The organism is Rhodanobacter sp. FW101-FHT13A11 (genome assembly GCF_058790335.1).
This window is the reverse complement of the sequence record NZ_JBYTCN010000005.1, coordinates 184,498-205,002: the sequence shown is the minus strand read 5'-3', so window position 1 is coordinate 205,002 and position 20,505 is coordinate 184,498. Positions and strand designations below refer to the sequence as shown.

Sequence of the window (20,505 nt, the reverse complement as noted above, 5' to 3'; positions counted from 1 at the left end):
TGGTATGGCAGGCCCCCGATGCACCAACAGAGTGGATTCGGGACGCTTCGGCCAGCAAGATTTTGCGTCGGCCGGTTGTTTAAGCGAACTTTAACGGCATTGTATGACACTTTTGTAACATTTACACGTCACCCGCCATACACGGCCAGATTGCACAAAACTTGTTTGTTACTTTTAAATCAAGCATATGCATCAATCGCAGTCATCATGTGACGCGGCGGCGGCGGCGGGGCAACATCGACTCAACCTGCCTTGCCGAGATAGCGCGCACGCTTGGCGGGTTTCAGGTTCGCCAGGTCGAGCATCACCAGGCCATCCACGCAGCCGGAGAAATCCGGATCCTCGCCGAAACCCAGGAACTGCACGCCGGCGGGCTCGACCAGGTCCACATACTGGCGGTACAGCACCGGAATGCTGACGCCCAGTGCATCCAGGTGGTGCTTGAGCTTGCCCAGCCCGGCGACGGCATCCAGGCCCTCCAGTGCCGCATGCACGCCCTGCACCACTTCGGGCGAGACCACGAACGGCTGCCGCGCCGCGGCCAGGCCCGGTGCACCGAAATAATATTGATGCGCGGCGGCGATCCATTCGCGCGCCTCGCGCGGCAGGCTCACCGACATGCTGACCGGTCCGAACAGGTAGCGCAGCTCGGGATGCCGCTGCAGGTACAGGCCGATGCCCTGCCACAGCTGGTCCAGCGCGCGCGAACGCCAGTAGGCCGGCGCGATGAAGCTGCGGCCCAGTTCCAGTCCCTGCGCCAGCCGCGATTCCAGCGCCGGTGAATAGGAGAACAGGCTGGAGGTGTACAGGCCGGCCATGCCGCGTTCGGCAAGCAACCGGCTGCCATGGCCGAAGCGGTAGGCGCCGACGATGCGCGATGCCTGCGGGTCCCACAGCACCAGATGCTCGTAGTGGGGGTCGTAGGCGTCCAGGTCGCATCGCGTACCGGTGCCTTCGCCCACCTTGCGGAAGGTCAGTTCGCGCAGCCGGCCGATCTCGCGCATCACCGCGCCGCCTGCAGCGCCCATGTACAACCAGGCCTGCTTGCCGTCGGCAAGATCGGCCAGTTTCTCACCGCGCGCCAGTTCCGCCGCCACCTGCGCCGCCGGTTCCGGCAACGCCAGCGGCGCCTGGCCACCGAAGATCAGGCCCCGATGCTGGCCGACCCGGTAGACGTGCCGACGCATCAGTTTCGCCACCCGCCCCGGTGAACCGCCGCTGCGCCGGGCAAGCTCCTCGGCATCGATCAGCGCGCCGATGCTGAAGCCGATCCTGCGCTTGCCGGGCGCCACCGCCTCGCGCGGCAGCATCGCCGTGCTCAACGGCTTGGCGAGCATCGACAGGCCGTAGAACATCGCCGAATTGCGCGCCGAAATGTGCACGGGCAACACCGGCACCTTGCTGCGCAGCGACAGCCGCGCGAACCCCTCCGACCAGCGGCCGTCGCGCACGCCGCCGGCGCGCACACGCGAGACCTCGCCGGCAGGGAACACGATCAGCGCCTCGCCCCGCTCCAGCGCGCGGTAGATACCACGCAAGCGGGAGGCAGCTCCTTTGCCGAACACGTCCACCGGCAGCAGCAGCTTGCCCAGTTGCGGCACGGTCGCCAGCCAGTCATTGCCCAGGATGCGCACGTCGCGGCGTACCGAACCGATCAGCTGCAGCATCGCCAGTGCGTCCTGCATGCCCAGCGGGTGATTGGCCACCACCAGGAGGGGGCCCTCGGCCGGAATGTTCTCGAGATCGCCGGGATTGACGTGATGGCTGGTGCCGAGCACCTCCAGCACGCGATCGACGAAATCGAAACCCTCGGCGCTGCCGGCCCGATCCAGCACGCGGTTGAAGCCGTCCTCGTCGGCCAGGCGTCCCAGCATGCCGGCCACGGGTCGGCGGAGGCGCGGGAACTGCGCCAGCCAAGGCAATCGTTCGGTCAGGGACTGTTCGATACTCAGCATGTCTGCGTCCTCGGATTCCCCCTCCATCCTGGCGCCCGATTATGACAGCAGCACGATGACCCGAAGCGATGCCTGCGACATGACGGCAAGCTCGCCGTTTCAAACGTTCATGTGCAGGAACGCCGCCACGCCGGCCATGAACATCTGTACCGACAACGCGATCAGCAGCATGCCCATCACGCGCTCCAACGCGGTCAGCACGCTCTCGCCCAGCCAGCGGAAAAGATAGGTGGCGCTGAGCAGGATCAGCGAGCTGGCCAGCCACGCCAGCAGCAGCGCGATCGTCCAGTCGGCGGTGCGGCCGGGCTGGGTATTGGTCAGCAGCAGCAACGCCGCCATCGCCGAGGGGCCGGCCACGCCGGGAATCGCCATCGGCACGATGAACGGCTCGCCGCCGCCGGACTTGCCGAAGATGCCGCCGCCGTCGGCTGGCGGGAATACCATGCGGATGCCGATCAGGAACAGCACGATGCCGCCGGCGATACTGATCGACTCCTGCTTCAGCTGCAGCAGCTTGAGGATGTGCTGGCCGCCGAACAGGAACACCAGCAGCACGCCCAGCGCGATCAGCAACTCGCGCACCATGACATGGCGCCGGCGCTTCGGCGGCACGTTCTTCAGCAGGCTCAGGAACAGCGGGATGTTGCCCAGCGGGTCCATGATCAGGAACAGCAGGATGCCCGCCGACAATGTGGTCATCTGCGTTTCCATCTCGACTCCATCCTCGTTGGGCGGCACGCCATCATGCCGCGGAGTGACAACCGGTCAGTCGTTCCGCAGGTCCAGCATCGTGCCGCGCGCTGCCGCGCCCTGCGCGCCAAGCAGATACACCGCCGCCGCGGCCGCGACATCCGGCAGCGGGCGTTGCAGGATGTCCTCGCCGAAATAGGCCAGCTGCCGCAATGCCGTGCGCATCGGCGCCGGCAGCATGGCATGGACGCGCAACGGGCCGCTGTCGTTTTCCTCGTGCAGGATCGCCACGAAGCGCTCCAGCGCCGCCTTCGACACGCCGTAGCCGCCCCAGTGCGCGCGCTGCAGCAGCTCGGGGTCGTCCAGCACGAACACTACGGCGCTGTCCTGGGCCTGCGTCAGCAGCGGCAGGCAGGCCTGGGTCAGTGCGAACGGGGCGTTGACGTTGACGTGCATCGCACGCAGCCAGGCATCCGGCTTGTGCATGGCGATCGGGGTAAGCCCGCCGAAGCTGGCGGCCGCATGCACGATGCCGTCGAGCCGGCCGAAGTCGCGCTCCAGGCCTTCGGCCAGGGCAGCGTATTCGCGCGGCGTGGCCACCTCCATGTCCAGCGGATGGATCACCGGCTCGGCCAGGCCCTCGGCCAGCATGGCGTCGTACAGTTGCTCCAGCTGTCGCTTGCGCCTGCCGGTGATCACCACCGTGGCCCCGGCGCGCGACGCTGCGCGCGCCACCGCGCCGCCGAGCCCGCCGTAGGCCCCGGTCACCAGCACCACGCGATCGGCCAGGGTGTCGGCGGCCGGTTGCCAGCCGGCCGGCAACCGGGCAACCGGCAGCGCCGTCAAGGCGCCACCCCGGCCACGTCGCTGGCCATGCGGGACAATTCGCCGGAGGACTTCAGGTCCTCGATGATGTCGCAGCCGCCGATCAGCTCGCCCTGGATGAACAGCTGCGGGAACGTGGGCCAGTTGGAAAAGTGCGGCAACGCCGCGCGGATCTGCGGATCGGCCAGCACGTTCACCGCGTGGAACGCGGCACCGGCGTCGGCCAGTGCTTGCGCGGCCCGGCTGGAGAACCCGCACATCGGGAACTCCGGCGTGCCCTTCATGAAAAGCACGATGGGATGCTCGGCCAGCGTCGCCCTGATTTGCTCGTTGATATCCATGGCTCGGTGTTTCATCTTTACAATGCAGGCAGACCGGTATTGTATCAGTCACCCGTCGGCTGCCGTCCGCTGCGCCGATCTTTTCTCCCCCAGCCACATCTCAAGGAGCCTCATCATGGCGATCGAACTTCCTCCGCTGCCGTACGAAAAGAACGCACTGGAGCCGCACATCTCCGCCGAAACGCTGGAATACCACTACGGCAAGCACCACCAGGCCTACGTGACCAACCTCAACAAGCTGATCGATGGCACCGAGTTCGCCAGCGCCCCGCTCGAGGAGATCATCCGGAAATCCTCCGGCGGCGTGTTCAACAACGCCGCGCAGATCTGGAACCACACGTTCTACTGGAATTCGATGAGCCCGAAGGGCGGCGGCGCCCCGACCGGCAAGCTGGGCGACGCGATCAACAAGGCGTTCGGCTCGTTCGACAAGTTCAAGGAGGAGTTCAGCAAGTCCGCCGCCGGCAACTTCGGCTCCGGCTGGACCTGGCTGGTGCAGCGCCCGGACGGTTCGCTCGGCATCGTCAACACCTCCAACGCCGCCACTCCGATCACCGGCAGCGACAAGCCGCTGTTCACCACCGACGTGTGGGAGCATGCGTACTACATCGACTACCGCAACGCCCGCCCGAAGTACGTGGAGGCGTTCTGGAACCTGGTGAACTGGGAATTCGCGGCCGGCAACCTGGCCTGATTCCCCGACACCCATGCGATAAAAAAACGGAGCCGGCGACGGCTCCGTTTTTTATCGGGCAACCCCATCCACGATGTAAAGCCCGTAGGAGCGCACCCTGTGCGCGATGCTCTGCTTCTGGCGTGGCTCGAGGCGAAGAGCATCGCGCACGACCGAAGGAAGTCCCTTGTGGACAGGGTGCGCTCCTACGGCCGATCCAGCACCTGCAGCACCGGCGCCACCTGTGCCTCGCGCCCGAGCGCCGCGGCAATCCCGCCCAGCCGCGCGGCCAGTTGCCCCGCATCCGGCGCGCACACCGTGGCATGGCCCACCTTGCGGCCGGGCCGGGCCTGCTTGCCGTAGTCGTGCCAGTGCGCGTCGACGACCCGCAGCACCGCGGACGCATCGGGCAGCTCGCCGATCCAGTTGAACATCGCCGACGGGCCGCGCGCGCCGGTGTCGCCCAGCGGCAGGCCGAGCACCGCACGCACGTGGTTCTCGAACTGGCTGGCGTGCGCGCCCTCGATGGTCCAGTGGCCGGAGTTGTGCACCCGCGGCGCCATCTCGTTGCCGAGCAGGTCGCCGTCCTTGACGAACAGTTCCAGCGCGAACACGCCTACGTAGTCCAGCCGCTCGGCCAGCGTCCGCGCCAGCGTGGTGGCGCGCTGCTGCAGCCGCTCGATGTCCGGCGCCGGCGCCAGGCTCATCGACAGCACGCCATCGACGTGCCAGTTGCGGGTCAGCGGCCAGGTGCGGAAGTCGCCGTCGCGGCCGCGCACGGCGACCACCGACAACTCGCGCTCGAACGGCACGAACGCCTCCAGGATCAGGCCATGCCGCGACGCCTGCGCGCCGAGCGCAGCCCATGCCGCATCGGCATCGGCCAGGTCGCGCAGCCGGAACTGGCCCTTGCCGTCATAGCCGAGCCGGCGCGTCTTCAGGATGGCCGGCGCACCGACCGCGGCCAGCGCCTGGTCCAGCTGTTCGCGGGTATCCACCGTCATGAAATCAGGCGTGGACAGGCCGCACTCGCGGAACAGCGTCTTCTCGGCCAGCCGGTCCTGCGCCACCGCCAGTGCCTGCGGCGCGGGGAAGACCGTCACCCGTTCGGCCAGCCAGCGAGCCGTCTCGGCCGGCACATTCTCGAAATCGAAAGTGACCACGTCGACCCCGCCCGCAAACGCCTCCAGGGCGGCGTAGTCGGTCCAGTCGGCCACCACCAGTGGCGCGACCTGGCCGGCGCAGGCGTCGGCCGCGCTGTCCACCACCAGGGTGTTCACGCCCAGCGGCGCCCCCGCCAGCGCCAGCATGCGCGCCAGCTGGCCGCCACCGAGTACGCCCAGTACGGGCTGCCGCCGTTCGCTCATTGACGCGGGTCCGGCTGCTCGATCACGGCCTGGGTCTGCCGCGCGCGCCAGTGATCCAGCGCCGTGGCCAATGCCGGATCGTGCAATGCCAGCACCGCCACGGCCAGCAGGCCGGCATTCACCGCACCGGCGCGGCCGATCGCCAGGGTACCGACCGGAATGCCGGCCGGCATCTGCGCGATCGACAGCAGCGAGTCCATCCCGTTCAGCGCCTTCGACTGCACCGGCACGCCGAACACCGGCAGGCGGGTCTTGGCCGCCAGCATGCCGGGCAGATGGGCAGCGCCGCCGGCGCCGGCGACGATCACCTGGATGCCGCGTGCATGGGCCTGTTCGGCGTAGCTGAACAGCAGGTCCGGCGTACGGTGCGCGGACACCACCCTCACCTCGTGAGCCACGCCCAGTTCGGTCAGCACGTTCGCCGCGTGCTGCATGGTTTCCCAATCCGACCGCGAACCCATCACGACGCCAACGCGCGGCAGTCTGCTTGTTCCTGTCATGGCCGGGCCATCCAAAAGCGGTTATTGTACGGGCTTTCACCAGCCCGGCACACCCAAGCGATCCACCATGGACAAGCGCCTGCTCGACATCCTGTGCTGCCCCGTCAGCAAAATGCCGTTGCGCCCGCTGGGCAAGCGCGAGCTCGATGCGCTGAACGACGCGATCGCCACCGGCAAGGTCGACACCGTCGCGGGCGCACCGGTGCGCGAGCGGGTCGGCGAGGCCCTGATCACCACCGATCGCAAGGTGATCTACCGGGTCGAGGACGGCATCCCGGTGATGCTGCCCGAGGAAGGCATCGGCACCCTCCAACTGAGCGGATTCCCCGCGGCGTAGCGTCGCGCCGACGGCCGCCGGGGAATGACACGCATACCCGCTTTGGCTTATCGTCGGTACCTGCCCAGCCCGTGCCGGATTCGGCTGTGCACCGCAATGTTTCAGGGGGTTGGCGATGAACGAAGCCAGTGATCCATCCAAAGTCATCAACTTGAGCCAGCGCCTGGACCCCGCCAGCGAACGCGTCGGCGAGTTGCTCAACGCCGTGCGCAACATCGCCGGCAAGCGGCTGCAGCAGTGGATCGGCAATGCCTTCGAGCACGTCGACGACGCACTGTTCGACCTGGCCGAGAAGGCCGAGAACAACGCCGCGCAGATGCACTACTTCGACGGCATGCGCGAAGTGCGCAAGCGTCGCTCCGCGGTGGAGCGCAGCTTCCTGGGCCGGGTCAACCGCGACCTCGGCGAGCTGGCGCATCCGCAACAGCGCCCGTTCGGCGCAGGCATGTCGACATCGTCGGGCACGGTCGAACTGACGCTGGTGGCCGACAACGAGCTGGAGGAATCGCTGGCGATCACCAGCATGACCAGCAAGCACGAGTCGCGGCTGTCGCGCGACCTGTTCGCGGTCAACCAGCGGCTATCGGTGATCTGCGGCGGCCACAAGATCGAGGATTCCGGCAACCCGGTGGCACCGGCGGGGCTGACCCAGGCTTTCCGCCACGCGCTGCACGAACTCAGCGCGGACATGCGGGTCAAGCTGATCATCTACAAACTGTTCGACCGTTACGTGCTGTCGTCGCTGGAAGACCTCTACCAGGACATCAACACCGAACTGGCGCGCGCCGGCGTGTTGCCGCAGCTGCGTCAGGAGGCCTCGCGCAGCAACGCAAAGGCCGCCGCCGGCACCGATCCGGCCCACGCCGCAGCCGGCGAAGAGGCCAACGAGATCCCCAGCGACCTGCTGCAGACCCTGCACGCGCTGTTCAGCGCGCGCCGCGGCCCCGCGGCCGCCGGCGTGCACTCGATACCGACCGGCCCGCTGCCCTCGGCAAACGAATTGCTCGGCGCCCTCAGCGTGCTGCAGAGCCAGATCGCCAGCGCCGGTCCGCTGCCCTACGCGGAACCCGGCGACGCTGCCGAGCTGAGCCGCGAGGTGATGCAGCTGAAGGGCCAACTGCTGGCCCAGATCGGCGCGCTGCGCGGCGAGAAGCCCGGCCACGTCGCCAGCATCGACGAGGACACCATCGACCTGGTCGGCATGCTGTTCGAGTTCATTCTGGAGGACCGCAACCTGCCCGTCGCCATGCAGGTCATGCTGGCGCGGCTGCAGATCCCCTACCTCAAGGCCGCGATCCTCGACCGCAAGCTGTTCGCGCACCGCCAGCACCCGGCCCGCCGGTTGCTGGACGGCCTGGCCGAGCAGGCCAAGGGCTGGTCCGAGGAGTCCGATCGCGACCGCCGCCTGCACGAGAAGGTCAAGTCGATCGTCGACCAGCTGCTGCACGAATTCGACGATGACATGGGCATCTTCGAGCGCCTGCTGGTCGACCTGCAGCAGTTCCAGGACCTCAACAAGCGCCGCTCCGAACTGGCCGAGCAGCGCGTCGCCGAATCCACCCGCGGCCGCGAGAAACTGGAACAGGCGCGCCGCCGGGCCGCCCGCGAGATCCTCGACCGCATCGGCGGGCACAAGCTGCCGCCACTGCTGCACGGCGTGCTGGCACGGGCCTGGGCCAACCACCTGGTGCTGACCCTGCTGCGCCAGGGCGAGGGCTCGCCCGAGTTCAGGGGCGCGCTGCGCTTCGTCGACGAATTCATCGCCAGCACCCGGCCTGCAACCACCCAGGAAAGCCGGCAGGCGCTGCGGCAGATGCTGCCCGGGATCGAGCGCGCGCTGCGCCACGGCCTGGCCAACGTAGCCTTCCAGGAACAGGACATCGAGCGCCTGCTCGGCCAGCTGCACGCGTACTACCGCCAGCAGCTCGGCGAGGCGCCGGCGACGATCGAGGCAACCTATGCCGAAGATGCCGGCGCCATGCTGTCCATCCCCGACAGCATCCAGCCGGTCATCAGCCAGGATGCCCCGGCGGACGACGCTATCGACGAGGAAGTCGTCGAGGTGCCGCTGGACAGCCCCGAGTGGCACCAGGTACAGGCGTTGCAACCGGGCTCCTGGCTGGAATTCTGCATGCCCGACGAGGCGATGACCCGGGCCAAGCTGTCGTGGATCAGCCCGATGAGCGGTCGCTACCTGTTCGTCAACCGGCGCGGCCTGAAGGTGGCCGACCACTCGCCGCGGGAACTGACCGTGCTGCTCACCGACGGCCGCGCCCGCGTACTCGCCGGCAATGCCCTGTTCGACCGGGCGATGACCGCGATCGTCGGCAAGCTGAGCCAGTCCGACGCGGCGGCGCCCGCAGGCGACGCCGCCGAATGAGCCATGCCCCGTCGTTCGCGCTGCCGGATGCCGCGCAGATCGCCGCCGATGTCGAGCGCGCGCTCACCGAGGATCTCGGCCGGGGCGACGCCACCGCCGGCCTGCTGCCGGCCGGCGCCCGCGCGCATGCCACACTGACCTGCCGCGACGCGGCGGTGATCGCCGGCACGGCCTGGTTCGACGCCTGCTTCCGCCGGCTCGATCCGGCCGTGCATCTCGACTGGCAGGTGCGCGACGGCGAACGCGCCGCGCCCGACTCGGTGATCTGCCGCCTGTCCGGCCATGCCCGCTCGCTGGTCACCGCGGAACGCTCGGCATTGAATTTCCTGCAGCTGCTGTCGGCCACCGCCACGGTGACCGCCGAGTACGTCGCCGCCGTCGCCGGCACCGCCGTACGCGTGCTGGATACCCGCAAGACCATTCCCGGCCTGCGCCTGGCGCAGAAGTACGCGGTGCGCTGCGGCGGCGGCCACAACCAGCGCATGGGCCTGTACGACGCGATCCTGGTCAAGGAAAACCACATCGCCGCCGCCGGCGGCATCGCCGCGGCGGTACAGGCCGCACGCCGGCTTCACCCGGAACTGCCGCTCGAGGTCGAGGTGGAGGACCTGGACGAATTGGAGCAGGCGCTGCAGGCCGGCGCGGACCGCATCATGCTGGACAATTTCGAGCTGGCGACGATGGTCGAGGCGGTGCGGCGCACGGCCGGACGCGTGCCGCTGGAGGCCTCCGGCAACGTCGACCTGCACACGATCGGCGAATTCGCCCGTACCGGCGTCGACTTCATTTCGGTCGGCGCACTGACCAAGCACGTGCGGGCGGTGGACTTGTCGCTGCGCCTGCAACTGGACTGAGCCGCGGCTTGCGCCCGGCCAACCGCGCCCGCACACTGCGGGCATGAGCGATCTCTCCAGTCTCCTGCTGTTGCTGGTGCTCGGTGCCGTCGTGGCACTGTGGCTGAGGCTCAGCGCCGCGCGCGAGCGGGCCGTGCAGGAAGCGCGGCGGCAGTGCCAGCAGCACGGCCTGCAACTGCTCGACGAGACCGTCGGCCTGCGCGGCCTGCGCCTGCGCCGGATCAACGGCCGACGCCGGGTCGAGCGATGCTACGGCTTCGAGGTCAGCATCGACGGCCACGACCGCGAGCCGGGGCGGTTGTGGATGGCCGACGACACGCTGAGCAGCCTCAGCCTGCCCACGATCGAACTGCTGCCGCACGAGGAGGCCGCGGTGCGCCCCCTCACGCCGGCCAGCAACGTGGTGCCGCTGCGCCCGCGTGCCCGCACGGACCACCGCCTGAACTGACCGCCATGCTGGCACGCCGTACCACCGGCGCGCGGGCGACGCCTACTTGACCACCCGCAGATGCGGCGCGCTGCGTTTCGGCTTGTCGCTGCCGGCGTCGTCGCCGGGCACCGGCGGAGTGTCGTCGGGCTCGGGGGCGGACGGCGGTGTATCGCCACCTTCCTCTTCGGCGGGAAACATCATGCCCTGGCCGTTCTCCTGCGCATACAGCGCCAGCACGGCGCGCACCGGGATCTGGATCGCCTGGCTGACGCCGGAAAAGCGCGCCTGGAAACTGATCCACTCGTTGCCGAGGTCGAGGTTGGCCACCGCGCGCGTGGCCAGGTTGAGCACCACCTGGCCGTTCTTGACCACCTGAGGCGGCACCCGCACGCCGGCGAAACCGGCGTCGACCAGCACGTACGGGGTCAGGTCGTTGTCGCTGATCCAGTCGTAGATCGCCCGCAGCAGGTACGGGCGGTTGGAACTCATCGGCGCAACTTCATTCTTGCTCATGGATCTGCCGCATCGCCTTTTCCTGGTCGGTCATGCTGCGCGCAAAACCCTGACTGTGGAACAAACGCTCGCCGTAATCGACGATCGGCTTGCCTTCGCGCCCCAGTTCCACGCCCAGCCAGGGCAGCCGCCAGATCACCGGGGCCACCAGGCAGTCGGCCAGGCTCATCTCGGGATTGAGGAAGAACCGGGCCGCCTTGAACAGCGGCACGGCGGACAGCAGGTGCTCGCGCAGGCGCTTGCGTGCGGCATCCGCCGGCCGGCCGCCGGCGCGGACGATGTCCACCTCGGTGAGCCAGTCCTTCTCGATGCGCACCGCCGCCACCCGCAGGCGCGCGCGCGATTGCGGGTCGATCGGCATCAGCGGCGGGTGCGGATAGCGTTCGTCGAGGTATTCGCAGACCACCGAGGTGTCGAACAGGGTCAGGTCGCGGTCCACCAGGGTCGGCGTGCTGGCGTAGGGGTTGAGGTCGACCAGATCCTCCGGCGGCCTGGCCGGATCCACCAGCACCCGTTCGTAACTGACCCCCTTGGCGGCCAGCACCAGCCGCGCGCGATGGCATTGCACATCGTCGGCCGTGGTGTAGAGCGTCAATACAGTACGCGAGCGAGCGCTTGGGACCATGCGCGATTCCCCATCGTTGATACGACCGCGGCGGCTCGTGGCCGCCGCGGTCGGTTGGTGCCATCCGTACTCAGTGGACGTCTTTCCAGTATTCCTTCTTCAGCAAGGCAGCCAGGAAGGTGAAGAACGCCAGGAACAGCAGCACCCAGATGCCGTAATGGTGGCGCTGCAGCGCGGCCGGTTCGGAAGCGTACTCCAGGAAAGTGGTCAGGTCGCGGGTGGCCTGCTGGAACTGCGCCGGGGTCAGCTTGCCCGGCTGCGACAGCACCAGCTTCTCCACCGCCGGATCTTCGCCCGCCTTGGCCGGCTTCATCTCCGCCGTCTGCAGGCCCTGCAGCTCCCACAGCGGGAACGGCATCGACGCGTTCGGGAACACCGTGTTGTTCCAGCCCACCGGGCGGCTCGGGTCCAGGTAGAACGAGTTGAGGTAGGCGTTGACCCAGTCGGCGCCCTTGGAGCGCACTTCCAGCGACAGGTCCGGCGGAGCCTTGCCGAACCACTTCGCGGCCGCATCCTCCGGCATGTGCGAGACCACGGTCTCGCCGAACTTGGCGCCGGTGAAGTTGAGGTTCTGCATCACCTCCTGCTCGGACAGGCCCAGGTCCGTGGCGATTCGCTCGTAACGCATGTACTTCAGCGAGTGGCAGCCGACGCAGTAGTTGAAGAACAGCTTGGCGCCGCGTTGCAGCGAAGCCTGGTCCTGCACGTTGGTGCCGGCACTGGGCAGGGCGCCGCCTTCCGACGCCTGCACCGGCACGCTGCCGACGACCAGGCCAAGCGCCAACGCCACCGGGAAGATGTATCGCTTCATTAGCAGCTGCCGCTTAGTCATGCGTCGTCACCCGTTCCGGAACCGGCTTGGTCTTTTCCCAGCCGAAGTATGTGTAGGCCCAAAGGAATGCGAAGAACCCGAAGTAGATCGCCGTCATCACGCGGCCGAACAGGTTCTCCCAGAACGTCACGTCGATATCACCGAACCACTCCGGAATCACCTCGGCGGTGATGCCCGCACCGACCGCACCGAGCATGAAGAACGACAGCACGAACAGGCCCAGCGCCACCTTGAAGCCGGTGCCGCGATAGCGGATCGACTTGACCTTGCCGCGATCCAGCCACGGCATCGCGAACAGCACGCCGATCGAGCCGAACATCGCGATCACACCCCATACGGCCGAGCCGAGGAACGACGGGATCATGCGCACGATCGCGTAGAACGGGGTGAAGTACCACACCGGCTTGATGTGCGACGGCGTCGCCAGGTTGTTCGCCGGGATGAAGTTGTCGTGCTCCAGGAACCAGCCGCCGAAGGTCGGCGCGAAGAAGATGATGAAGGCGGCGATCAGCAGGAAGAAGCCCACGCCGACCAGGTCCTTCACCGTGTAGTACGGGTGGAACGGGATGCCGTCGGTCGGCTTCAGCGCATCCCAGCGGTTGCCCTTGGGACCCTTCTTGATCTCCACGCCGTCGGGGTTGTTCGAACCCACTTCGTGCAGCGCGGCCAGGTGCAGCACCACCAGCAACAGCAGCACGATCGGCAACGCGACCACGTGCAACGCGAAGAAGCGGTTGAGCGTGGCGTCGGCCGGCAGGAAGTCGCCCATGATCCACTCGACCAGGTCGCCGCCGATGTAGGGGATGGTGCCGAACAGCGAGATGATCACCTTGGCGCCCCAGAACGACATGTTGCCCCACGGCAGCACGTAGCCCATGAACGCCTCGGCCATCAGCACCAGGAAGATCAGCATGCCGAGCAGCCACACCAGCTCGCGCGGCTTCTTGTACGAGCCGTACATGATGCCGCGGAACATGTGCAGGAACACCACCACGAAGAACAGCGAGGCGCCGGTGGAGTGCATGTAGCGGATCAGCCAGCCCCACTCCACGTCACGCATGATGTACTCGACCGAGGCGAAGGCTCCCGCCGCGCTCGGGTTGTAGTTCATGGTGAGGAAGATGCCGGTGACGATCTGGTTGACCAGCACCAGCAGCGCCAGCGAGCCGAAGTAGTACCAGAGGTTGAAGTTCTTCGGCGCGTAGTACTCGGTCATGTGCTTGCGGTACATCGGCATCATGCCGGGCGCGCGCTCGTTGACCCACTCGCCGATGCTCGTGAATACGTTGGCCATTAGCCAGCCTCCTTCGGATCCACGCCAATCTGGATGGTGCTGTCGTCGATGAAGTGGTACGGCGGCACCGGCAGGTTCTTCGGCGCCGGCACGCCGGCGAAGACGCGACCAGCCAGGTCGTAGCGCGACTTGTGGCAGGGGCAGTAGAAGCCACCCTTCCACTCCGGGTCGAACGGCTCGGGCTTGATCTCGGGCACGAAGTCGGGCACACAGCCCAGGTGCGTGCAGATGCCGATCACCACCAGCCATTCCGGCTTGATCGAGCGCCCCTCGTTCTGTGCGTATTTCGGCTGCTGGTCCGCGGAGACGCCGTTGGACTTGGGGTCCACCAGGCGCGAATCGACCTGCGGCAGCGTGGCCAGCTGCGCCGCCGTGCGGTTGAGCACGAACACCGGCAGGCTGCGCCACGAGACGATGAGCAATTGCCCCGCCTCGATCTTGGCCAGGGACTGGGTAACCGGAGCACCAGCGGCCTTGGCACGCGCGCTGGGTTCCCACGACTTGATGAAGGGCACGGCTGCCGACACGATTCCGATGCCACCAACCACTGCGGTGGTCGCTGTCAGGAAACGGCGGCGGCCGTGATCGACGACTTCGTTCGCCATCAGGCTCTCCGGATTACTTGCTTGCCATTGAGACACAGGCTTTTGGTGCCTGCAAAAATCGCGTTAGTGTAGCGTCAGCCCCTGCCCCGTACAATCAACCGCATCGCGACGGGCCCGGCCCGCCGCCACATTCGCCACGACCCGCCGGACCCCCATTCACGACATGAGACATGCCGCCGGCACCCTCCTCTTCATCGCCCGCTTCGCCATCCTCGGCCTGGCGATGGCGTTCGTGGTCGGCCTGTTCTGGCCCGGCAGCGGCGAGCGCCTGCGCGCGCGCTTCGGCCTGACGGCGCCGGCGCCGGCCAGCCAGCCCCATGCCGCCGCCGGCCCCGTATCCTACGCCGACGCCGTGGCGGCCGCGGCACCCTCGGTGGTCAACATCTACGCCAACAAGATCGTCACCGAGCAGGCCGTCCGGATGTACGACAACCCGGTGCTGCAGCAGCTGTTCGGCGGCCAGCCCACCACGTTCCAGCACCGCGAGCAGACCCTCGGCTCCGGTGTCATCGTCAGCGCCCGGGGCCAGGGCTACGTGCTGACCAACAACCACGTGATCGCGCACGCCGCCGACATCCAGGTGCTGCTGTACGACGGCCGCATCGCCAAGGCCAGCCTGGTCGGCGCGGACGAGGAATCCGACCTGGCGGTGCTGAAGATCGACGCCAGCAACCTGCCGGTGATCCGCATCGCCGGGCAGCCGCTGCGTCCCGGCGACGTGGTACTGGCGATCGGCAACCCGCTCGGCCTCAACCAGACCGTCACCATGGGCATCGTCAGCGCGATCGGCCGCCAGTTGAACGGCTCCAGCGCCGAGGACTTCATCCAGACCGACGCCGCCATCAACCTGGGCAATTCCGGCGGCGCGCTGGTCAACGCCGAGGGCGAACTGGTCGGCATCAACACCTTGCTGATCGGCAAGGCCGCCGGCGCCGAAGGCATCGGCTTCGCGATCCCGGTCACCACCGCCAAGAAGGTGCTGGACCAGATCATCGCCACCGGCCACGTGGTGCGCGGCTGGCTCGGCGCCGACTACGCGTTCGTGCCGGTGGCCGCCAACAGCGGCCTGCCCGCGGCGGCACGCGGCGCGCTGGTCACGGCGGTCTACCCCGGCAGCCCGGCGGCATTGGCCGGCATCCGGCCGCGCGACATCCTGCTGCGCCTCGGCATCGACGACATCCTCGACCCGGCCGACCTGCGCCGGCACGAGGCCGCGCTCAAGCCCGGCAGCAAGGTGGCGATCTCGGGGCTGCGCAACGGCAGTCCGTTCCACGTCGAAGCTACCCTGGCCCAGCGCCCGGCGATGAGTGCCGACGGCATGCCGGACGGCTGACGGATCAACCCGGCCCGCGCGCGGCCAGCGGCGGATGGATCACCGCGCCGTAGCGCTTGCGCAGGGTGTCCACCCGCTCCACGTAGACCCGGGTCTCGGCATAGGGCGGCACGCCCCGGTAGCGCTGCACCGCGCCGGCGCCGGCGTTGTAGGCGGCGGCGGCCAGCCGTTCGTTGCCGTCGAAATTGCGCAGCAACAGGCCCAGGTAGCGCGCACCGCCGCGGATGTTCTGCTCGCTGTTGAACGCATCCAGCACGCCCATGTCGCTGGCCGTGCCGGGCATCAGCTGCATCAGCCCCTGCGCGCCCTTGAGCGACAGCGCGCGCGGGTTGAACGCGCTCTCGGCGTGGATGATCGCGCGCAGGAACGCCTCGTCGACGCCGTACTCGATGCTGGCGGCGCGGATGGTATCGGCGTACGCGGTGAGGTTGAGCGGCACGCTGCCCCAGTGGATCGGCGAATGCAGGTTGCACGCGACGCAGGTGGCGATGTAGGTGAACAGCATGGTCACCGCGCGGCCCTTGCCGCCGGCCGGCGGCAGGTTGGTGTATTCCACGCTGCCGTCCGCGCGCACGATGCGGTAGACCGCGCCGCGCAGGACCCTGTCGGCCGCCGCGGTCGCCACCGGTGCCGCCGTCGCCGCAGCGGCCTGCGATTCGCGATAATTCCACTGGCCCGGCTTGCCGGCAGTCGCCGCGGGAAGCCTCGCGCCGGTCATGGCCAAGCCCTGTACGGCCGCCAGCGAGGTCTGCTCCGCCGGCACTCCGCCGATGCGCTGGGCGCTGGTTTCGACCGTCCCACGCACGCCGGTCAGCGAGGCCGCTCCGGTGCCATCCGCCGCAAGGCCGCGCGCCGTGGTCACGGCCGAACCGGCCACCTTGCCCAGCGATGCCCGCGGCGGCACCCGGCGGCGTGGCGCAGGCGCGGCGTAGCTGCTGATCGCCTTGCAGCCCTGGTAGCCGGCTTTGCTGCTGCTGAACACCGCCTCGCCGCTGGAGCCGGTGCACTGGTACAGCGTGGCCGCCCCCGCCGGCGACCACCACAGCAACGCGCAGCCGAACGCGACCCCGCAAAGGATCGAACGTAATGGGAAGCCCCCGGCAGGCCGATCGGCGCTTCCCCCATGGCTTGCGACGCCGAACATGGATGCAGTGTGCCGCCGGCGGGCGCCAGCGCCAAGTACGAACCGGCGATTCCGTGCGCCATGCGACGTTCCGGGCGGCCACCACCGGAATCGGCGCCGCGATCGCCCTGTCCCCGCAAGTGATTGATCCGCCATGCCGAATTACTGGCGACGCCGCGTGCACGGGGGTAAACTGCATGGTCCATCGGGTTGCGCGTCCGACTTCACGAACCACGGTACCCCACGCCAATGAGCGGCAAGCCAGCTCTCCATAAACTTTTCATCAAGACCCACGGCTGCCAGATGAACGAGTACGACTCGGCCAAGATGGCCGACGTGCTGAAGGCCTCGCATGGGCTGGAGCTGACTCAGGACGAGTCCGAGGCGGACGTGATCCTGATCAATACCTGCTCGATCCGCGAAAAGGCGCAGGAAAAGGTCTTCAGCCAGCTCGGCCGCTGGAAGCAGCACAAGCAGGGCGGCAAGCCGGTGCTGATCGGGGTCGGCGGCTGCGTGGCCTCGCAGGAAGGCGCGGCGATCGTCAAGCGCGCACCCTACGTGGACCTGGTGTTCGGCCCGCAGACCCTGCACCGCCTGCCCGAACTGATCGAGAAGCAGCGCGAGACCGGCAAGCCGCAGGTGGACATCTCCTTCCCCGAGATCGAGAAGTTCGACCGCCTGCCCGAGCCGCGCGCCGAGGGCCCCACCGCCTTCGTCTCGATCATGGAAGGCTGCTCCAAGTACTGCAGCTACTGCGTGGTGCCGTACACCCGCGGCGAGGAGATCAGCCGTCCGTTCGACGACGTGCTGGTGGAAGTGGCCCAACTCGCCGCGCAGGGCGTGCGCGAGGTGAACCTGCTCGGCCAGAACGTCAACGCGTACCGCGGCCCCACCCACGACGACGCCGACTCGCACCTCGGTGCGAGTCGTGACGGTGGTTATGCCGACCTCGCGGTGCTGATCCACGCGATCGCGCAGATCGACGGCATCGGCCGCATCCGCTTCACCACCTCGCACCCGCTGGAGTTCTCCGACTCGCTGATCGAGGCCTACGCCAACGTGCCGCAGCTGGCCAACTACCTGCACCTGCCGGTGCAGGCCGGCTCCGACCGCATCCTCGGCGCGATGAAGCGCGGCTACACCGCGCTGGAATTCAAGCAGAAGATCCGCAAGCTGCGCGCGGTGCGGCCGGACATCTGCGTCTCGTCCGACTTCATCGTGGGCTTCCCCGGCGAGACCGACGAGGATTTCGAGAAGACCATGAAGCTGATCGACGACGTCGGCTTCGACCAGAGTTTCTCCTTCATCTTCTCCGCGCGCCCCGGCACGCCGGCGGCCAACCTTGCCGACGACACGCCGATGGCGGTGAAGCACCAGCGCCTCGAACGCCTGCAGGCTGCGATCAACGCGAACGCGCGGAAGATCAACCAGGCGATGGTCGGCACCGTGCAGCGCGTGCTGGTGGAAAAACCCAGCGCGCGCAACCCGGACGAACTCAGCGGCCGCACCGAGAACATGCGCTACGTGAACTTCGCCGGCCACCCGCGCCTGATCGGCCGGTTCGTCGACGTGGTGATCACCGACGCGATGAGCAACTCGCTGCGCGGGCGGGTGCGGCTGGCGGCTGAAGACGCCACTTGACGGCGACGCGCTGCCCGGCTCTTTCGCGATCGTGAGCAACCCCCTCCCGACCTCCCCCTGCGAGCAGGGGGAGGAGCATGGCAATAGGAGGCTTTACTCCCTCCCCTGCTCGCAGGGGAGGGCTGGGGAGGGGTTGCTCCTCGCCATCAATCCAGCCGCTTGCGAAAGCGCAATATGGCCAGCGCCATCATCAGCACGGTGAATGCAGCCAATGCCAGCACCTCGCCCCACATCTCCCACAGGCCGGCGCCGCGCAGCATCACGCCGCGGATCAGGCGCAGGAAATGGGTCAGCGGCAGCACCTCGGCGAACCACTGCACCGGCTTCGGCATGCCGGCGAACGGGAACATGAAGCCGGACAGCAGGATCGACGGCAGGAACACGAAGAACGTCATCTGCATCGCCTGGAACTGCGACTGCGCACGGGTGGAGATCAGCAGGCCCAGGGTGAGGTTGGCGAGGATCAGCAGCCCCGATGCCAGATACACGTCGAGCAGGCTGCCGCGAATGGGCACGTCGAACAGCCAGACGCCCAGCGCGAGCACCACGCTGGTCTGCACCAGGCCGATCGCCACATAGGGCAGCACCTTGCCGACCATCAGCTCGGTGCTGCTCAGCGGCGTGGCGATCAGCAGCTCCATGTTGCCGCGCTCGCGCTCGCGCACGACCGCGATGGCGGTGAACAGCACCATGGTCATGGTCAGGATCACCCCGATCAGGCCGGGCACGATGTTGAGCGCCGAACGCCGCTGCGGATTGTAGAAACCGACCACGCTGATCCGCCCGCCCACCGGCGTGCTGGCCAGCGGCGCGCGCATGTCCGGCGCGGCGCTGTCCAGCGGGGTCTGCGCGAGCTGCGCGGCAGCGGCCTGCACCGCCGTGTCGCTGCCGTCGACCAGCACCTGGGCCACCTCGCGGCCGTCGATGCGGCGTCGCTCGAAATCCGGCGGCACCACGATGCCGATGCCAATCCGGCCGCGCTGGATCATCGCCATCAGTTCCTGCGGCGTATCCGCCCTCGCCACCGGCGCGACCACGCCGGTGGCCAGCATGTCCAGCACCAGCGCCCGCGAGCCGGCGGTGTTGGCCTGGTCGGCGATGCCGGCGTCGAGCCCGCGCAGGTTGGTGTTGATCGCGTAGCCGAACAGCACCAGCTGGATCGCCGGTATGCCCACCACCATGGCCAGCGTGACGCGGTCGCGGCGCAGCTGGCGCAGCTCCTTGACCACGATCGCCCATAGCCGGCGCCAGTTCATGCGGCGCGCTCGCGGTCGGCACCGCCCTTGCGCGTGGCGGCGACGAACACGTCCTCGAGGTTCGGCGACGCGGGGACGACCCTGGCCTGCTGCGCCGACGCGGCCAGCGCCTGCTCCATTCGCCGGGCGACAGCATCGCTGCCGTCGGCGGCCAGCACGCGCAGGGTATTGCCGACCTGGGCCACGCCGAGCACGCCTGGCACATCGACCAGCGCGCGCTGGGCCCACCGCGGATCGGCCGCCTCGACGGCGAAGGTGCGCCCTTCCAGCTGCGCGGTCAGCTCGAGCGGCGTGCCGTCCGCCACCAGCACGCCGCGGTCGAGGATGGCCAGCCGATGGCAGCGCTCGGCCTCGTCCATCAGGTGGGTGGAGACCAGCAGCGTGGTGCCGGCATCGGCCAGCTCGAACAGTTTCTCCCAGAAATCGCGGCGTGATTCCGGGTCGACCGCGCTGGTCGGCTCGTCGAGGAACAGCAGTTGCGGCTCGTGGATCACCGCACAGGCCAGCGCCAGGCGCTGCTTCTGGCCGCCGCTCATGGTGCCGGCCAGTTGCTGCTGGCGGTCGCCGAAATGGTATTGCGCGACCAGCTCGTCGATGCGGCGTTTCGTCCCCGCCTTCGGCACGCCCTGGATCGCGGCGAGGAACTCCAGGTTCTCGCGCACGCTGAGGTCCTCGAACAGCGAGAATTTCTGGGTCATGTAGCCGATGTGCGGGCGCAACGCGTCGGCCTGCGCCGGGATGCGCAGGCCGAGCACCTCGATCTCGCCGTCGCTTGGGGTGAGCAGCCCGCACAGCATGCGGATGGTGGTGGACTTGCCCGAGCCGTTCGGGCCGAGGAAGCCGTACACGCGCTTCATCGGCACCTCCAGGTCGACATGATCCACCGCCACCAGCTGGCCGAAGCGCCTGGTCAGCCCGCGCGCGCGGATCG

21 protein-coding genes are annotated in these 20,505 nt (G+C 68.2%); 7 read left to right on the top strand and 14 right to left on the bottom strand.

Annotated elements, in window-relative coordinates:
• Positions 1 to 242: 242 nt before the first annotated feature.
• The 4 genes from olsF to grxD form a co-directional block, all read right to left on the bottom strand.
• Positions 243 to 1,955, bottom strand: coding sequence for a bifunctional ornithine lipid synthase OlsF (olsF, locus tag AC3WRN_RS08215; protein WP_492622597.1), 1,713 nt, complete (start codon positions 1,953 to 1,955; stop codon positions 243 to 245).
• 99 nt (positions 1,956 to 2,054) lie between these two features.
• Positions 2,055 to 2,654, bottom strand: a complete 600-nt coding sequence (locus AC3WRN_RS08210; protein ID WP_068096154.1) for a YhgN family NAAT transporter — start codon at positions 2,652 to 2,654, stop codon at positions 2,055 to 2,057.
• A 66-nt stretch (positions 2,655 to 2,720) separates the two neighbouring features.
• Entirely contained in the window at positions 2,721 to 3,491 is a 771-nt protein-coding gene (locus AC3WRN_RS08205; protein WP_068096139.1) for an SDR family NAD(P)-dependent oxidoreductase, read from the bottom strand.
• A complete protein-coding gene (gene grxD / locus AC3WRN_RS08200) occupies positions 3,488 to 3,811 on the bottom strand; it encodes a Grx4 family monothiol glutaredoxin (RefSeq protein ID WP_068096141.1) in 324 nt (107 codons plus the stop codon). Before grxD ends, AC3WRN_RS08205 begins: the two co-directional genes overlap by 4 nt.
• A gap of 115 nt (positions 3,812 to 3,926) precedes the next feature.
• On the opposite strand from grxD, the gene AC3WRN_RS08195 reads away from it, so the two are divergent.
• The gene (locus AC3WRN_RS08195) at positions 3,927 to 4,505 is read left to right on the top strand and encodes a superoxide dismutase (protein WP_068096143.1); all 579 of its coding nucleotides are present in this window, start codon (positions 3,927 to 3,929) and stop codon (positions 4,503 to 4,505) included.
• A 185-nt stretch (positions 4,506 to 4,690) separates the two neighbouring features.
• Here AC3WRN_RS08195 and AC3WRN_RS08190 read toward each other — a convergent pair whose 3' ends face one another.
• Together AC3WRN_RS08190 and purE are read right to left on the bottom strand one after the other, a co-directional pair.
• The gene (locus AC3WRN_RS08190) at positions 4,691 to 5,851 is read right to left on the bottom strand and encodes a 5-(carboxyamino)imidazole ribonucleotide synthase (RefSeq protein ID WP_492622596.1); all 1,161 of its coding nucleotides are present in this window, start codon (positions 5,849 to 5,851) and stop codon (positions 4,691 to 4,693) included.
• Complete coding sequence (purE, locus tag AC3WRN_RS08185; protein ID WP_492622595.1) at positions 5,848 to 6,351, bottom strand: 5-(carboxyamino)imidazole ribonucleotide mutase; 504 nt, start codon at positions 6,349 to 6,351, stop codon at positions 5,848 to 5,850. The genes AC3WRN_RS08190 and purE overlap by 4 nt, the downstream gene beginning before the upstream one ends.
• Positions 6,352 to 6,418: 67 nt before the next feature.
• Here purE and AC3WRN_RS08180 point away from each other — a divergent pair, with 67 nt between their 5' ends.
• The 4 genes from AC3WRN_RS08180 to AC3WRN_RS08165 all read left to right on the top strand — a co-directional run bounded on the left by AC3WRN_RS08180 (position 6,419) and on the right by AC3WRN_RS08165 (position 10,370).
• Positions 6,419 to 6,688: a Trm112 family protein gene (locus tag AC3WRN_RS08180; RefSeq protein WP_068096149.1), complete on the top strand. Its 270-nt coding sequence runs from the start codon at positions 6,419 to 6,421 to the stop codon at positions 6,686 to 6,688.
• 115 nt (positions 6,689 to 6,803) lie between these two features.
• On the top strand, positions 6,804 to 9,068 hold the full coding sequence (locus AC3WRN_RS08175; protein WP_492622594.1) for a DUF1631 domain-containing protein: 2,265 nt from the start codon (positions 6,804 to 6,806) through the stop codon (positions 9,066 to 9,068).
• Positions 9,065 to 9,922, top strand: a complete 858-nt coding sequence (gene nadC / locus AC3WRN_RS08170) for a carboxylating nicotinate-nucleotide diphosphorylase (protein ID WP_492622593.1) — start codon at positions 9,065 to 9,067, stop codon at positions 9,920 to 9,922. The genes AC3WRN_RS08175 and nadC overlap by 4 nt, the downstream gene beginning before the upstream one ends.
• Before the next feature lie 43 nt (positions 9,923 to 9,965).
• On the top strand, positions 9,966 to 10,370 hold the full coding sequence (locus tag AC3WRN_RS08165) for a DUF3301 domain-containing protein (RefSeq protein ID WP_068095014.1): 405 nt from the start codon (positions 9,966 to 9,968) through the stop codon (positions 10,368 to 10,370).
• 42 nt (positions 10,371 to 10,412) lie between these two features.
• Here AC3WRN_RS08165 and AC3WRN_RS08160 read toward each other — a convergent pair whose 3' ends face one another.
• The 5 genes from AC3WRN_RS08160 to petA form a co-directional block, all read right to left on the bottom strand.
• On the bottom strand, positions 10,413 to 10,841 hold the full coding sequence (locus tag AC3WRN_RS08160) for a ClpXP protease specificity-enhancing factor (RefSeq protein ID WP_492622616.1): 429 nt from the start codon (positions 10,839 to 10,841) through the stop codon (positions 10,413 to 10,415).
• Positions 10,842 to 10,851: 10 nt separating this feature from the next.
• A complete protein-coding gene (locus AC3WRN_RS08155) occupies positions 10,852 to 11,490 on the bottom strand; it encodes a glutathione S-transferase N-terminal domain-containing protein (protein ID WP_068095019.1) in 639 nt (212 codons plus the stop codon).
• Positions 11,491 to 11,560: 70 nt separating this feature from the next.
• A complete protein-coding gene (locus AC3WRN_RS08150; RefSeq protein WP_492622592.1) occupies positions 11,561 to 12,301 on the bottom strand; it encodes a cytochrome c1 in 741 nt (246 codons plus the stop codon).
• A gap of 13 nt (positions 12,302 to 12,314) precedes the next feature.
• Entirely contained in the window at positions 12,315 to 13,616 is a 1,302-nt protein-coding gene (locus AC3WRN_RS08145) for a cytochrome b (RefSeq protein WP_492622591.1), read from the bottom strand.
• Positions 13,616 to 14,221, bottom strand: coding sequence for a ubiquinol-cytochrome c reductase iron-sulfur subunit (gene petA / locus AC3WRN_RS08140; protein ID WP_492622590.1), 606 nt, complete (start codon positions 14,219 to 14,221; stop codon positions 13,616 to 13,618). The genes AC3WRN_RS08145 and petA overlap by 1 nt, the downstream gene beginning before the upstream one ends.
• Before the next feature lie 163 nt (positions 14,222 to 14,384).
• Here petA and AC3WRN_RS08135 point away from each other — a divergent pair, with 163 nt between their 5' ends.
• Entirely contained in the window at positions 14,385 to 15,554 is a 1,170-nt protein-coding gene (locus AC3WRN_RS08135; protein ID WP_492622589.1) for a S1C family serine protease, read from the top strand.
• Positions 15,555 to 15,558: 4 nt separating this feature from the next.
• Here AC3WRN_RS08135 and AC3WRN_RS08130 read toward each other — a convergent pair whose 3' ends face one another.
• Entirely contained in the window at positions 15,559 to 16,602 is a 1,044-nt protein-coding gene (locus AC3WRN_RS08130; protein WP_235604448.1) for a lytic transglycosylase domain-containing protein, read from the bottom strand.
• 324 nt (positions 16,603 to 16,926) lie between these two features.
• On the opposite strand from AC3WRN_RS08130, the gene miaB reads away from it, so the two are divergent.
• Positions 16,927 to 18,318, top strand: coding sequence for a tRNA (N6-isopentenyl adenosine(37)-C2)-methylthiotransferase MiaB (gene miaB, locus AC3WRN_RS08125; RefSeq protein ID WP_068095034.1), 1,392 nt, complete (start codon positions 16,927 to 16,929; stop codon positions 18,316 to 18,318).
• Positions 18,319 to 18,464: 146 nt separating this feature from the next.
• Here the strand turns inward: miaB and AC3WRN_RS08120 are convergent, their stop codons facing one another.
• On the bottom strand, positions 18,465 to 19,574 hold the full coding sequence (locus AC3WRN_RS08120) for an ABC transporter permease (protein WP_068095037.1): 1,110 nt from the start codon (positions 19,572 to 19,574) through the stop codon (positions 18,465 to 18,467).
• A complete protein-coding gene (locus AC3WRN_RS08115; protein WP_492622615.1) occupies positions 19,571 to 20,503 on the bottom strand; it encodes an ABC transporter ATP-binding protein in 933 nt (310 codons plus the stop codon). Before AC3WRN_RS08115 ends, AC3WRN_RS08120 begins: the two co-directional genes overlap by 4 nt.
• Positions 20,504 to 20,505: the final 2 nt, after the last annotated feature.